Origin of the sequence: Kitasatospora sp. NPDC092039 (genome assembly GCF_044756065.1) — a bacterium.
Classification (GTDB): domain Bacteria; phylum Actinomycetota; class Actinomycetes; order Streptomycetales; family Streptomycetaceae; genus Kitasatospora.
Genome location: NZ_JBIVSD010000003.1, coordinates 126,008 through 139,841 on the forward strand (window position 1 = coordinate 126,008; position 13,834 = coordinate 139,841).

Genomic DNA, 13,834 nt, shown 5'->3' on the forward strand with positions numbered 1-13,834 from the left:
CGGCCCGCGAAACGGCCCGCCCCGATCCCGACGGGCGTTCGGAGCAATTTTCGACCGGCCCCGGACCGCCCCGGCCCGACTTCACCGCCCGCCACCCGGTCCTTCCGACACGACCTGCGAAGACGCGCTGCCGAACACCCCCCGCGAGGGCGGGCTTTCTGTCACGATTCCGATGGGACGGTCCGAACAAGCGGACCGCCTCTGGCGCGGGGGCGGCCAGATTTCCGCGTCGCCCGTGCGCGCCGACAGCCGAGACCGATGATCTTGGGAGTGTCCCTGGTGGCGTACTTCGCTGCAGTGCTTGCTCGCACCGAGGACGGGTGGGATGTGAGCGAGACGGAGCTCGACGACGTCGAAACCCTGGCCGATCTGACCGATCTGGCCCGCGACTCCGCCCAGGACGACGACAGCGTCCTGATCTTCATCGAACAGGAGGACGCCTGGTTCGCCGTCGTCCGCGTGGACGGCGAGGAGGACCCGCGGATCTTCGTGTCGGACGGCGCCGCGGCCGCCCGCAGCTCCTACGGCGCCGTCCTCACCGACGAGTTGGTCGACCAGGCCGGCGAGAGCGAGTTCGGCGACCTGGACCACCTGCTGGACGAGGCCGAGGGGGCCGAGGAGCCGGACGAGGAGGACGCCGACGCCCGCGGCGGTGTCCCGGTCGGCCCGCTCGGCGACGCCCACCTGCTCACCGAGTTCGGCCTCGCCTCCGACGCGCTGCTCGCGCTCAGCGGCGAGGGCGCGGTGCCGGGCGACGCCCTGGAGGAGATCGCCGAGGCCCTGGGCTGCGGCGAGGTCCTGGAGGCCGTCCGGTAGCGGGGTCGGTCATGCCGGTGTCCGCCACCGGATACCCGACACTGGATGCCATGCAGCCCGCATCCACCCCGTTCACCGTCCCGCTCGTCCCCCCGCTGCCCGCCCCCGTCCGCCCCGACCCGGTCCGCGACCGCTGGGCGGCGCCGATGCGCCTCGCGATGGCCGAGGCCGCGCTGGCGCCGGCCACCGGTGACGTACCGGTCGGGGCGCTCGTCCTGGACCGGCACGGCGAGGTGATCGGACGCGGCCACAACGAGCGCGAGGCGGTCGGCGACCCGACCGGGCACGCCGAGGTGGTCGCGATCCGGCAGGCGGCCGAGAATTTGAGGCGAGCCGCGCGCAGCGCGCCGAACAAGGGTGGCGGCGGGCGGCGGGAGGGCGAGTGGCGGCTGAGCGGCTGCACGCTGGTCGTCACGCTGGAGCCGTGCACCATGTGCGCCGGCGCCATCGTGCTGTCCCGGATCGACCGGGTGGTCTACGGCGCCCTCGACGAGAAGGCCGGCGCGGCCGGCTCGCTCTTCGACGTGATGCGCGACCGCCGGCTCAACCACCGCCCCGAGGTGATCTGGGGCGTGCTCGCCGACGAGTGCGGCGAGCAGCTGCGCGCCTTCTTCGACACCCACCGCTGAGGCCCGCCGACCGCGGTGGCGATACGGATTTCGTGACTGCGCCACACCTCCGGTAGAGTTCCTCTCGGTAGCGTGTCCGAGCGGCCAAAGGAGCACGCCTCGAAAGCGTGTGTGGGGGCAACTCCACCGTGGGTTCGAATCCCACCGCTACCGCTCGAAAGCCCGAGGGCCCGTCCGATCCGGACGGGCCCTCGGCGTTTGCCCGGCGCGGGCCTGCCGTCCGGTGCAGGAAAGCAGGCCCGCGCGGGCACGAGAAGCGGCTCCGTACCCCGGGCCGATGACCACCGGTGCCCGGTCCGTACGGAGCCTGGAGGGGGGAGCGGCTCGGGGGGACTGACCGCTCCCCCGACGGAGTCCCACAACCGGCGCCGCGTCGGGGGGAAGCCGCGGCGACCGGTCCCACAGCGGGGAGCTCCGGATCCACGTACCGGGGGATTCCTGCCAGATCCCCGGCACGTCCTCCATCCTGCCGCCCGGGCCGCGGCCGGGCACCCGGAGAAAGGCCCCACTCGCGGGGACCTTCGTCCCGCCGGCCGAACGCGTCGCACACTTGATAGCCCGTCCGGGTGGATAAGCTGCCCCTGCAGGCCGCTCGGGGACCGGAAGACGGCGGCGCACAGCTCGGAGGAAGGTCACCCGATGGCGCAGGCGAAGAAGATCGGCATGGTCCTCCTGCTCGTCTTCGTGCTCTACTCGATCATCACCTCGCCCTCCCGGTCCGCCGAGCTGGTCCAGCTCGGGTTCGAGGGGATCTCGAACGCGGCCAAGGCGGTCGGCACCTTCATGACCGGTCTGATCAAGTGACGGACGGCCTCCTCCGGATGACGGCCGGCCCCGCGCACCGGCTACGGTGAGCCCGACCCTCTGTCCCCGTCCGCGAGGAGCGGCAATCGTGATCCGGCACCTGGTCCTGTTCAAGCTCAACGAAGGCGTCAGCAAGGACGAAGAGCGCGTGCTCGCCGGCGCCAAGGCCTTCGACGCGCTCGGCGCGGTGATCCCCGAGCTGCGCGAGTGGGAGTGCGGCTGGAACACCACCGAGCGCGACATCGCGTACGACTACGCGATCAACAGCCTGGTCGAGGACCGCGACGCCCTCCAGGCCTACCTCACCCACCCGGACCACCAGGCCGCGGCCGGCCTCTGGCGCGAGTTCGCCACCTGGGTGATCGCCGACGTCGAGGTCTGAGCGGCCGTCCGGCCCCGCCCCGTCCGACCCAGCCGTCCGAAAGCCCGCGCCAGGGCCCTTCCCCCGGACGGACCGCGGCGCCCCGTCCGGCCTCCGGACGGGGCGCTTCGCCCTGCCCCGGAACGACCCTTGCGGCGCTTCGCCGGCCGGCCCGGGAAAGGTTGAACGCCCCACCAACACACCTCCGTCGGGTGCTTGCCCGACGTATGCCCACCTTGTGATGCTATGACCGGTTTTGCCGGACATGGCGAGGTAGTGAACCAGCCGCGACACCCGCTCCGCAGGGACCGCCGTTGACGACTTTGGGAGGGGTGAGATGTCCGTGGACGAAGTGCTGGCCGCGATCACCAGCCCGGCCGGCGAGCTCCGCCCGGACCGGCTGCGCGGCCCCGGCGGCCGCCCCGCCGTGGACGTCCGGACGCTGACCCGGGTGCTGTTCGAGCGGCTCGCCGAGCTGCCCCCGGACGCCCCCGAGCGGGAACGCGTCCGGGCCGCCCTGATCGAGGTGAACATCCCGCTGGTCCGCTACGCGGCCACCCGCTTCCGCAGCCGCAGCGAGCCGATGGAGGACGTCGTCCAGGTCGGCACGATCGGCCTGATCAACGCGATCGACCGCTTCGACCCCGGCCGCGGCGTCCAGTTCCCCACCTACGCGCTGCCGACCATCCTGGGCGAGATCAAGCGCTACTTCCGGGACAACGTCCGCACCATGCACGTCCCGCGCCGGCTCCAGGAGCTGTGGGTCCAGGTCAGCGGCGCCATGGAGGAGCTGACGGTGCTGCACGGGCGGGCCCCCAAGGTGCCCGAGATCGCCGCCAGCCTGCGGATCCCCGAGGAGGACGTGCGGGCCTGCCTGGACGCCGGACGGGCCTACAACGCGGCGTCCCTGGAGGCCGCGCAGGAGCACGAGGGCGGGCTGGCGCTGCTCGACCGGCTCGGCTACGAGGACTCCGCGCTGGCCGAGGTCGAGCACCGGGACATGGTCCGCCACCTGCTGGTCCAGCTCCCCGAGCGGGAGCGGCGGATCGTGATGCTGCGGTTCTTCGCCAACCTGACCCAGTCCCAGATCAGCACCGAGCTGGGGATGTCCCAGATGCACGTGTCCCGGCTGCTCTCCCGGATCCTGACCAGGCTTCGGACCGGCAACTCCTGGGAAGAGTGACATTGCAGCCAGTTACCCCGACGTGACATCTTGCGACGTTCGGGTTTGCCGTGGACCGTGTTCCGGTATGGAGGGGGAAGGCCCTCGCCGGGAACCTCCGCGCGACGGCCCCCGTTCAGCTGACAGTCACAAGGGGGTGGGTGCATGTCCGGAGAGCCGGCCACTGCGGAGATCCACGCTGGACAGGCCAACGGCACGGCCGTCGTCGAGGACCTGGTCCCGCGGCAACGGGTCGAACCGGTCCGGCCGCCCGGCCCCGAGGCGGCGCCGGAGACGCCGCCCGGCTCCGCGCTGGACACCCGGACGCTCTCCCGCTCGCTGTTCCTGCGGCTGGCCGCGCTGGAGCCCGGCAGCACCGAGCACGCCTACGTCCGCGACACCCTGATCGAGCTCAACCTGCCGCTGGTCCGGTACGCCTCGGCGCGCTTCCGCAGCCGCAACGAGCCGATGGAGGACATCGTCCAGGTCGGCACCATCGGCCTGATCAAGGCGATCGACCGGTTCGACCCGGAGCGCGGGGTGGAGTTCCCCACCTTCGCGATGCCCACCGTGGTGGGCGAGATCAAGCGCTTCTTCCGGGACACCAGCTGGTCGGTCCGGGTGCCCCGGCGGCTCCAGGAGCTGCGGTTGGCGCTCACCAAGGCCGGCGACGATCTCTCCCAGCGGCTGGACCGCTCCCCCACCGTCGCCGAGCTGGCGGTCTGCCTGGGGGTCAGCGAGGAGGACGTGGTCGAGGGCCTCGCCGTCGGCAACGCGTACACCGCCAGCTCCCTCGACTCCAGCACCGGCGAGGAGGACAGCGACGGGCCGCTGGCCGACCGGCTCGGCTACGAGGACCTCGCGCTGGAGGGCGTCGAGTACCGGGAGTCGCTCAAGCCGCTGCTGGCCAAGCTGCCGCCGCGCGAGCGCCGGATCATCATGCTGCGGTTCTTCGGCAACCTGACCCAGTCGCAGATCGGCGAGGAGATCGGGATCTCCCAGATGCACGTCTCCCGGCTGCTCACCCGGACGCTCACCCAACTGCGTGAGGGGCTGATCAACGAGGGCTGAGCCGGCCGCCGGTGGCCGGGCCACCGCCCGGCCCGGCCACCGGGTCCGCCACGACGTCGTCCAGCAGGTTGGCGCGCAGCCCGGCCAGCACTTCGTCGTCCAGCCCGAGCCCGTCCCGCCAGAACGCGTCGAAGCCGCCCCAGCCGGCCTCGACCTCGGCGAAGGCCGCGTCCAGGTAGCCGCCGTCGGCCCGGAAGACCGGCAGCAGCAGCTCGGGCTCGCGCATCAGGCCGCGGCCGCCGAGGTCGTCCAGCACCCGCCGCACCACCGGGGCGGAGCGCTCGTTGGTGAGCAGGTAGTCCGTCCGGACGGTCCCGCGGTCCACCCCGAGGGCGGTCAGCAGCAGCGCGGCGGCCCAGCCGGTGCGGTCCTTGCCCGCGGTGCAGTGGAACAGCAGCGGCGGGCCCTCCGGGGCCGCCAGCAGGCGCAGCAGGGCCGCGAAGCGCTCGCGCGCCACCCGGTCCGTGACGAACCAGCGGTAGAGGCCGGTCATCAGGGCGGCTGCCCGGCCGTCGCCGAGCAGCGCCCGCTGGCGCTGCGGGCTGTGGTCGGCCAGCGCGTCGCGGACCAGCACGAAGACGTCGAAGTCCGTTGCCAGCAGCGGGAGGTGGTGGAGGGTCACGCCAGCCGGCAGGCGGTCCAGGCCGGCCTCGCGGACCTCGCCCATGCTCCGCAGGTCCACCACGCTGCGCAGGCCGAGCGCGCCGAGCGGGCCGATGTCCTCGGCGGTGACATGGTTCAGGCCATCGCTGCGCAGTGCCACCCCGCGCCGGAGAATCCGCCCGTCAGCCGCCCGGTAGCCGCCCAGATCGCGGGCATTCAGCGCACCCCGCAAACCGAGACTGCGCCCGACCAGCGGCGTTCCGTACGGCTCCGGTGACGCATTCCGTACGCTCCGGAATCCCGCCGGCTCGGTATGCTGATCGACCACGCGAGCGCCTCCATTGCATATTCGGACTGTCACATGGCACAGCGGTGCCCGATATTGCATGAACCTGCCCGACCGGGCGGTGGGATGTGCAAGAGTGTCATGCGCAACGACGACAGTGTAGGTGTCCCGCCCGACCCGCCGAGCCACACCGTCGGTTACCGCTTGTAGCACTCAGCTTCCGGTTTTTCATTTTCAATTCATTATTTGCGCCGCCGGTACGGTTCCGGTCACAATCAGCGCCTTCATGGCTTCGCCATGAACGTTGGTAACAGGTTCGCTGCACTCTCGCCCGATTGGTCCCTCGCACTGCCGTCCCTCGACCAGGATGGGCCCGGGCAGCCTGCTGCCCGCGAACAGCTACACGGGCAGGCGAGCGCGGAGCAGCGCGACGCCTGTACCAAGGGGAGGATCACCATGGGTCGAGCGACCCGAAGAGTCGCCGCGTGCGCGGCGGCAGTCCTGCTGGCCAGCGGCTTGCAGACCACCCTGGCCCACGGCGACACCGCGCCGCCCAGGATCGACCTCACCGTCCTGGTCATCGACGACGGCGGCCCGTCCGTCGCGGCCATCACCGCCGAGCTGAAGAGCCAGGGCACGCCTTACAAGGTCGTCAGCCTCAATGACCCCAACCGCCCCGTCATCAACTCCGCTTTCCTGAGCGACACGGTGAACGGCCAGTCCCGGGGGAAGTTCCAGGGCATCGTGCTGCCCAACGAAAACCCCTTCCCCAACAGTGCCGCCGAGATGACGGCGATCGCGAGCTACGAAGCCGCATTCAACGTCCGTCAGATCGACGCGTACACGTGGGCCAGTCCCGCGGTGGGGCTGAACTACGCCCAGAATCCCGGATTCGCGGGCACCCTCGACGGATTCCAGGGCGCCACCACCGCGGCCGGAACTGCGGGACCGTTCGGGTACCTCAAGGGCAGCGTCCCCTTCGAGGACAACGACGCGAACGTCAGCGAGAGCTACGGCTACCTGGCCACGCCGCTCGCCGCTCTGCCGGCCGGCGCCTCCTTCGTCCCGCTCGTCGACGCGCCGATACCCGGCGCGACCGCCCGCGGTTCACTGGTCGGCGAGTACACCCACGACGGCCGCAAGGAACTGGTCGTCACGTTCGTCTACAACCAGTACCAGCAGCAGTACCGGCTGTTGGCCCGGGGCATGGTCGACTGGCTCACCCAGGGCGTCCACCTCGGCTACGACCGCAACTACTTCGCCACCCACGTGGACGACGTCTTCCTGGCCGACGACCGCTGGGACACCGTCCTCAAGTGCACCCCCGGCGACGTCACCTGCCCGCCCGGCACCCCGGACTCCGCCAACCCGATTCGGATGACCCAGGCCGAGGGCCAGCGCCTCAAGCAGTGGCAGACCGCCAACGGCTTCACCCTGGACATGGTGTTCAACGGCGGCGGCAGCGAGGACTGGAAGGCCGACCACGAGACCACCGTGGACGCCGCGGCGGACCAGCTGATCACCGACCAGAACAGCTACCGCTGGATCAACCACACCTACACCCACCCGTACCTGGGCTGCGTCCAGGACGTCTCGGTGGTGCCGTGGCGCTGCTCCAAGGACGCCGCCGGCAAGACGGTCTGGGTCGACCAGAACACCGTCTCCACCCAGATCAGGAACAACTCGGACTGGGCCACCGCCCGCGGCCTCCGGTTCGACCCGCAGACCCTGGTCACCGGCGAGCACTCCGGGCTGCTGACCGCGCCGCAGGAGACCAGCGACAACCCGAACCTGGCGCCGGCGCTGGCCGCCAACGGCATCAAGTTCACCGCCAGCGACGCCTCCCGCGAGGCCGCCCAGCGCGCCGTCGGCACCTCCACGCTGACCGTGCCGCGGTACCCGATGAACGTCTTCTACAACGCCGGCACGGCGAAGGAGGAGACCGACGAGTACAACTGGATCTACACCAGCAAGGCCAACGGCGGCAGCGGCGTCTGCGAGAACAACGCCAACTCGACCTGCCTGCCGCAGCCGCTGGACGTCAACACCGGCTACCAGTCGTACATCGTGCCGCTGGAGGCCCGGATCGACCTCGGCCACGTGCTGAGCAACGACCCCCGGCCGCACTTCGTGCACCAGTCGAACCTCGCCGAGGACGGCATCCTGTACCCGGTGCTGGAGAAGATCCTCGGCACCTACCGCTCGCTGCACGCGGACAGCGCCCCGATCGTGAACCTGAGCCAGCGCGAGATCGGCCTGGAGTTCCAGCGCCGCGCGGCCTGGAACACGGCGCTCGCCTCCGGCCAGGTCACCGCCTACCGGGTTGGCAACACCGTCACCGTGAACGCGCCGTCCGGCGTTCAGGTCCAGGCCACCATGCCGACCGGAACCGCTCAGAAGCTGGCCATCGGAACGACCGGGTTCGGTTCGTCCTACGCCGGTACCCTCTCGGGTTGGGTGGCCCCGGGCGCGCTGCAGAGCAGCGTCACCCTGCAGCTGCCGGCCGCGCCGACCGCCCCGGCCGCCGTCGCGCCGAGCGTCGCGGCCAAGTCCGTCCCGGCCCCGGCGCCGACGGACAAGACGGTCGTCCCGCAGGGCGTCGCCACCCCGGTCCCGGCGGGCCCGAGCGACACCACCCGCCAGCCCGCTCCGTCCCTGGTCCCCGGTAGCGGAACCCCGGTGCCCGGTAAGGACGTCGCCGCTGGCAACATCGGGCAGGGCGGCAACGGCCACCACGGCGACAAGGCCGCGGCGAAGAACGGCAAGGCCTCCGGGGGGACGGCCGCGCCGAGCAGCACCACCGGACGCCCCGGCAACCGGTAACCGGTACCACCCGCTGGTGGGGCCGGGCCGGTCGCCCGGCCCGGCCCCGCCACGGCTCCCGTTCCGGTCATCCAGACCGGAACCGACGCAAGAACAGGAGGGGGGACAGGAATGCGCGTCACCCTGCTCACCGAGGGGACGTATCCGCACCAGCACGGCGGCGTGAGCGTCTGGTGCGACCAGCTCGTTCAAGGCATGCCGGACGTCGAGTTCGACGTCATCGCCGTCACCGGAACCGGCCACGAACCACTGGCATGGGAGCTGCCCGCCAACGTGCGGTCGGTCACCACCGCACCGCTGTGGGGGCCGGCCTCGGAAGGCCGGCCGCCCCGCGGCAAGGAGATGCGGCGCTTCCTCAACGCGTACGAGCGCTTCCTGCACTCCATCCTCGACCCGGTCTACACCACCCACTTCGGCACCGAGCTGTACGGCTTCGCCGACCTCGCCCGGCGCGGGCTGCTCAGCCCGGCGCTGCGCAGCGAGCGGGCGCTGCGCACCCTCCAGCAGGTCTGGACCCGCGACTACCTGCCGACCGCCGTCTCCCGGCCCACCCTGCACGACGCCCTGAACGCCACCGACCTGCTGGAGCACGCCCTGCGGCCGCTCTCGGTCGAGCCGCCCAAGGACGGCGTCGCCCACGCGGCCAGCGGCGGGCTCGCCACCCTGCCCGGGCTGATCGCCGCCCAGCAGTACGGCGTACCGTTTCTGCTCACCGAGCACGGCATCTACCTGCGCGAGCGCTACCTCGGCTACCGCACCGGCCCGTACCGCTGGCCGGTCAAGGCGCTGCTGCTCGGCTTCTACCGGATGCTCGCCGAGGAGAGCTACCGGCAGGCCGCGCTGGTCACCCCCGGCAACCGGTACAACCGGCGCTGGGAGGAGCGCGGCGGCACGCCGTCCTCGCACATCCGCACCGTCTACAACGGGGTGGACCCGGCGGCCTTCCCGCCGGCCGGCCCCGAACCCGAGACGCCCACCCTCAGCTGGGCCGGCCGAGTCGACCCGATCAAGGACCTGGAGACGCTGATCCGGGCCTTCGCCATCGTCCGGCGCGAGATCCCCGAGGCGCGGCTGCGGCTCTTCGGCGGCACGCCCAAGGGCGGCGAGGCGTACCGGGACGGCTGCATAGCCCTGGCCGCCGAGCTCGGCATAGCCGACTCGGTGGCCTTCGAGGGCCGCGTCGCCGACATCACCGACGCGTACGCGGCGGGCAACGTGGTCATGCTCTCCAGCATCAGCGAGGGCTTCCCGTTCACCCTGATCGAGGCGATGTCCTGCGGCCGCGCGACCGTCTCCACCGACGTCGGCGGCGTCCGGGAGGCCGTCGGCGACACCGGACTGGTCGTCCCCCCGCGCGAACCCGAACCGATGGCGGCCGCCGCGATCGAGCTGCTGCGCGACGCCGAACGGCGCGCCCGGCTCGGCGAGGGCGCCCGGCTGCGGGTGATCGAGCAGTTCACCCTCCGCCAGAACATCGACGGCTTCCGCGGCATCTACACCGAACTCCTGGGCACCGCCCGCTGGATGCCCGGCGGCGTGGTCGCCGTCACCGACCAGGTCCCCAGCCCCGACTGGAACCAGCGGCCGGCCGCCGTCCGCCCCGAGCCGAGCGAGGTCGGGGCGTGAGCGGGCGTCGGGGGTACCCCCTGCCGAAGGCCGGGGGAGAGCGAACCGTAGAAGGGCGCGTCCGCCGAGGGGCGGCCGCCGAGCACAGCGAGGTGGACGCATGAGCGGTCCTCTGCGTCTGATCCCGGGCGAAGGCGGCCCCGAGCACACCATGCAGCTGCGCACGCTGCCACTCAAGCGCCGCCGCCCCGCCCCGCCGGAGCCGGAGCCCGAGGAGTCGCTCTACCTCCCCGCGGACCCGCTGGACGAACTCGCCGAGCGCCTGCGCGACGTCTGCGCCGACGCCGTCCACCCGTACGAGATCGCGGCCTTCCTGGAGTCCGACGGCCTCTCGGACGAGCAGGCCGCCCTGCTGTACGGCCGCCCCGACGCGTTCACCGTCGCCGAGGAGCTGTTCGAGAAGGTCGAGCGCCGCTACCCCGGCCCGAGCTCCGAGTTCGCCAACCCGTGGCGGGCCGACCCCTGGCGCTGCGTGGTGCGCGGCCTGGTGTTCGCCCTGCCGGGGCTCGGCTACCTGCTCGGCGCCAACCTGTTCGCGACCACCCGGATGCGCTTCGGCCTGCCCTCGGGCATGCTCGCGCTGTCCGTCGCCACGCTGGTCAGCTGGGGCTTCAACCAGGCGCTGGCGCACCGCTCCTACCGCTGGCTGGGCCGGCTGCGCCGCCGCGAGGCGGCGGTCTGCCTGGCCGTCGGCGCCCCGCTCGGCGCGCTGGTCGCGGCGGCCTCCGCCTACCTGGTCGGCGGGCCGCTCGGCGCGCTGTCCTTCGCCGCCGGGCAGTCCTGCTACCTGGGCGCGGCCACCGTGCTGCTGGTCCTGGGGCGGGAGAAGTTCCTGCTGCTGGCGCTGGCCCCGGCCTCGGTCGGCGCGGGCGTGGTGCTGGCGGTGGACGTGCCGCAGATGGTCCGCACGGTCGTGCTGCTCGCCTCGCTGGCGCTGGCGGTCGGACTGGCCGTCCGCGAGCTGCTGGTGTGCGTCCGCGGCGGCGAACGCGAGTCCGTGGCGCTGAGGCTGCCGGTCCGCCAGGAGGTCCCGCACCTGCTGTTCGGCCTGGCCTGCGGCGCGCTCACGCTGATCGCCGGCCTCGGCGGGACCATCCACCAGGCCGTGCAGACCGGCGGCCACCCCGCGCAGGAGACCTCGACCACCCCGACCGGCCCGGCCATGATCGCGCTGACGCTCAGCCTGGGCCTCGCCGAGTGGCTGCTCTTCCGCTACCGGGCACTGGCGGTGGCCGCCCTGCGCACCAGCCACACCAGCGGCCAGTTCTCCCGCCGCACCGGCGCGATCCTGCTCGGCTGCCTGTTCATCTACCTCACCACCGTGGCCGCGCTGGACGCCGCCGCGACCGTGCTGTGGCCCGGCGCCCCCGCGCTCGGCGTGCCGCAGCTCGGCGCGATGCTGCTCCTCGGCGGCTCGCTCTGGCTGGCGCTGCTGCTGAACGCCTTCGGGTTCAGCTGGAGCACCGCCCTCGTCTGTCTGGCCGCCGCGGTCGCCGAGAGCGCCGGGCTGCTGGCAGGTGCGGACCCGGTCGTCCTGCAGCTGATCGGCTGCGGGACGGCCGCCGTCGTCCTCACCGCACTCGCCGGGCCCGCGCTCGGCCGCACCACCCAGCACCGCTGAACACAACGAATATCCCGCACGCCTCCTTTCGCGTGCACCGTCGTACCCGCTCCACCTGAGACACCCATCGGGCCACGGCGGCCGGCCGCACCACAGCGCGTCGGACCGTCCCGGCAGATCGAGAAAGCGAAATCCGCATGAGCAGCGTCGCGGTTACCGGAGCCGAGGGCTTCATCGGCTCCCACCTCGTCGAGACCCTGGTCGCCGACGGGCACCACGTCCGCGCGATGGTCCAGTACAACTCGTTCTCGTCCTTCGGCTGGCTGGAGACCCTGTCCGAGGACGTGCTGGACTCGGTCGAGATCGTCCTCGGCGACGTCCGGGACCCGGGCTCGGTCAACGGCCTGGTCAAGGGCACCGAGGCGGTCTACCACCTGGCCGCCCTGATCGCGATCCCCTACTCCTACCGCGCCCCCCACTCGTACGTGGACACCAACGTCACCGGCACCCTGAACGTGCTGGAGGCGGTGCGCCACCTGGAGGTCCCCCGCCTGGTGCACACCTCCACCAGTGAGACCTACGGCACCGCGCAGACCGTGCCGATCACCGAGGACCACCCGATCAACACCCAGTCCCCGTACGCCGCCTCCAAGGCCGGCGGGGACCGGCTGGCCGACAGCTACCACGCCAGCTTCGAGACCCCGGTCGTCACCCTGCGCCCGTTCAACACCTTCGGCCCGCGCCAGTCGATGCGCGCGGTCATCCCGACCGTGATCGCCCAGGTCGCGGCCGGCCAGACCGAGATCACCCTCGGCGACCTGCGCCCGACCCGCGACTTCACGTTCGTCAAGGACACCGCCAACGCCTTCCGCACGGTGGGCACCGCGCCCGCCGAGGCCGTGGTCGGCCGGACCTTCAACGCCGGCACCGGCGGCGAGATCTCGGTCGGCGACCTGGTCACCCTGGTCGGCAAGCTGATGGGCGTGGACCTGGTGGTGAAGGAGGACGAGCAGCGCATCCGTCCGACCAACTCCGAGGTCATGCGCCTGGTCGCGGACGCGACCCGGCTGCGCGGGGCCACCGGCTGGGCCCCCGCCTTCAGCCTGGAGCAGGGCCTGGAGCAGACCATCGAGTTCTTCCGCGACCCGGCCAACCTGGCCCGGTACAAGACCGACATCTACAACGTCTGATCCGCCGCGACCGAGCTTGCTCGTCCTGGTAACCAAGGTTCGTGTCCTGCACATCCTTTCCGTGGGGGAAACACCATGCACGCAGTGATCCTGGCCGGCGGCAAGGGCGTCCGTCTCCGCCCGTACACCACCGCGCTTCCCAAGCCGCTCGTCCCGATCGGCGACCAGCACGCGATCCTGGAGATCGTGATGCGCCAGCTCGCCGCCGCGGGCTTCCAGAGCGTCACCCTGGCCATCGGCCACCTCGGCCACATCATCCGCGCCTACGTCGGCAACGGCTCCCAGTGGGGCCTGCGGGTCGGCTACGCCGTCGAGGACAGCCCGCTGGGCACCATGGGCCCGTTGCTCACCATGCAGGACCGCCTGCCCGAGCACTTCCTGGTGATGAACGGCGACATCCTGACCGACCTGGACTTCGCCGGGGTGCTCAAGCACCACGAGGCGTCCGACGCACCGCTGACCATCGCCACCTACGCCCGGCAGGTCAAGATCGACTTCGGCGTGCTGACCGCCGCCGAGGGCAGCATCACCGGCTTCCAGGAGAAGCCCAGCATCGACTACCGCGTCTCGATGGGCGTGTACGGCGTCTCCCGCTCGGCGCTCGCCAAGTACACCCCCGGCCTGCCACTGGGCTTCGACGAGCTGGTGCTGGACCTGCTGGCCGCCGGGACCCCGCCGTCCGCGTACGAGTTCGGCGGCTACTGGCTGGACATCGGCCGGCCCGACGACTACGACCGGGCCAACGCCGAGTTCAACACCATCCGCCCGGTCCTGATGCCCTTCGAGTCGACCGGCATCACGTCCGGCGTCGCGGAGCTGCCGATCCCGGCCGCCCGCACCGCGCCGGACGACCAGGACGCCGAGCCCGCCGCCGCGGGCGTCGAGAGCGACGGACGGGCCGC

At 72.0% G+C, this 13,834-nt stretch carries 11 protein-coding genes, 1 tRNA gene and 1 pseudogene; 12 read left to right on the plus strand and 1 reads right to left on the minus strand.

All coding sequences use genetic code 11. The features are described from left to right. The first annotated feature begins 258 nt into the window (after nt 1-258). The 7 genes from ACIQI7_RS06870 (at nt 259) to ACIQI7_RS06900 (ending at nt 4,843) form a co-directional block, all read left to right on the plus strand. The gene (locus ACIQI7_RS06870; RefSeq protein WP_401105873.1) at nt 259-816 is read left to right on the plus strand and encodes a tRNA adenosine deaminase-associated protein; all 558 of its coding nucleotides are present in this window, start codon (nt 259-261) and stop codon (nt 814-816) included. Between the two features lie 50 nt (nt 817-866). Next, complete coding sequence (locus tag ACIQI7_RS06875; RefSeq protein ID WP_401105875.1) at nt 867-1,445, plus strand: nucleoside deaminase; 579 nt, start codon at nt 867-869, stop codon at nt 1,443-1,445. Nucleotides 1,446-1,511: 66 nt separating this feature from the next. Next, nucleotides 1,512-1,598: transfer RNA gene (locus tag ACIQI7_RS06880), tRNA-Ser, on the plus strand. 486 nt (nt 1,599-2,084) lie between these two features. Further along, entirely contained in the window at nt 2,085-2,249 is a 165-nt protein-coding gene (locus ACIQI7_RS06885; protein WP_199823286.1) for a hypothetical protein, read from the plus strand. An 88-nt stretch (nt 2,250-2,337) separates the two neighbouring features. Continuing rightward, nucleotides 2,338-2,631: a Dabb family protein gene (locus ACIQI7_RS06890; protein WP_380699755.1), complete on the plus strand. Its 294-nt coding sequence runs from the start codon at nt 2,338-2,340 to the stop codon at nt 2,629-2,631. A gap of 316 nt (nt 2,632-2,947) precedes the next feature. Beyond that, nucleotides 2,948-3,793, plus strand: coding sequence for an RNA polymerase sigma factor SigF (locus tag ACIQI7_RS06895; RefSeq protein ID WP_387752299.1), 846 nt, complete (start codon nt 2,948-2,950; stop codon nt 3,791-3,793). A gap of 144 nt (nt 3,794-3,937) precedes the next feature. Beyond that, complete coding sequence (locus ACIQI7_RS06900; protein ID WP_401105878.1) at nt 3,938-4,843, plus strand: RNA polymerase sigma factor SigF; 906 nt, start codon at nt 3,938-3,940, stop codon at nt 4,841-4,843. Here the strand turns inward: ACIQI7_RS06900 and ACIQI7_RS06905 are convergent. After that, nucleotides 4,830-5,834, minus strand: coding sequence for a tyrosine-protein phosphatase (locus ACIQI7_RS06905; RefSeq protein ID WP_401105880.1), 1,005 nt, complete (start codon nt 5,832-5,834; stop codon nt 4,830-4,832). The genes ACIQI7_RS06900 and ACIQI7_RS06905 overlap by 14 nt on opposite strands. Nucleotides 5,835-6,188: 354 nt before the next feature. Between ACIQI7_RS06905 and ACIQI7_RS06910 the strand changes: the two genes are divergently transcribed. The 5 genes and pseudogenes from ACIQI7_RS06910 to ACIQI7_RS06930 all read left to right on the plus strand — a co-directional run. Then, nucleotides 6,189-8,555, plus strand: a complete 2,367-nt coding sequence (locus ACIQI7_RS06910) for a hypothetical protein (protein WP_401105882.1) — start codon at nt 6,189-6,191, stop codon at nt 8,553-8,555. A 111-nt stretch (nt 8,556-8,666) separates the two neighbouring features. After that, entirely contained in the window at nt 8,667-10,181 is a 1,515-nt protein-coding gene (gene pelF / locus ACIQI7_RS06915) for a GT4 family glycosyltransferase PelF (protein ID WP_401105884.1), read from the plus strand. Between the two features lie 100 nt (nt 10,182-10,281). Beyond that, nucleotides 10,282-11,802, plus strand: a complete 1,521-nt coding sequence (locus ACIQI7_RS06920) for a hypothetical protein (protein ID WP_401105886.1) — start codon at nt 10,282-10,284, stop codon at nt 11,800-11,802. 137 nt (nt 11,803-11,939) lie between these two features. Further along, nucleotides 11,940-12,932 carry an SDR family NAD(P)-dependent oxidoreductase gene (locus ACIQI7_RS06925; RefSeq protein WP_401105888.1) on the plus strand — a complete coding sequence of 331 codons (993 nt, stop codon included), beginning with the start codon at nt 11,940-11,942 and terminating at the stop codon, nt 12,930-12,932. 75 nt (nt 12,933-13,007) lie between these two features. After that, nucleotides 13,008-13,709, plus strand: a pseudogene (locus ACIQI7_RS06930) (NDP-sugar synthase); the annotation flags it as partial. Nucleotides 13,710-13,834: the final 125 nt, after the last annotated feature.

Excerpts from the sequence above, each read along its gene's own strand:
- ACIQI7_RS06875 (WP_401105875.1), top strand. The coding sequence starts at position 867 with ATGCAGCCCGCATCCACCCCGTTCACCGTCCCGCTCGTCCCCCCGCTG.
- ACIQI7_RS06905 (WP_401105880.1), bottom strand. The coding sequence starts at position 5,834 with ATGCAATATCGGGCACCGCTGTGCCATGTGACAGTCCGAATATGCAAT.
- pelF (WP_401105884.1), top strand. The coding sequence starts at position 8,667 with ATGCGCGTCACCCTGCTCACCGAGGGGACGTATCCGCACCAGCACGGC.
- ACIQI7_RS06920 (WP_401105886.1), top strand. The coding sequence starts at position 10,282 with ATGAGCGGTCCTCTGCGTCTGATCCCGGGCGAAGGCGGCCCCGAGCAC.
- ACIQI7_RS06870 (WP_401105873.1), top strand. The coding sequence starts at position 259 with ATGATCTTGGGAGTGTCCCTGGTGGCGTACTTCGCTGCAGTGCTTGCT.
- ACIQI7_RS06885 (WP_199823286.1), top strand. The coding sequence starts at position 2,085 with ATGGCGCAGGCGAAGAAGATCGGCATGGTCCTCCTGCTCGTCTTCGTG.
- ACIQI7_RS06895 (WP_387752299.1), top strand. The coding sequence starts at position 2,948 with ATGTCCGTGGACGAAGTGCTGGCCGCGATCACCAGCCCGGCCGGCGAG.
- ACIQI7_RS06910 (WP_401105882.1), top strand. The coding sequence starts at position 6,189 with ATGGGTCGAGCGACCCGAAGAGTCGCCGCGTGCGCGGCGGCAGTCCTG.
- ACIQI7_RS06900 (WP_401105878.1), top strand. The coding sequence starts at position 3,938 with ATGTCCGGAGAGCCGGCCACTGCGGAGATCCACGCTGGACAGGCCAAC.
- ACIQI7_RS06925 (WP_401105888.1), top strand. The coding sequence starts at position 11,940 with ATGAGCAGCGTCGCGGTTACCGGAGCCGAGGGCTTCATCGGCTCCCAC.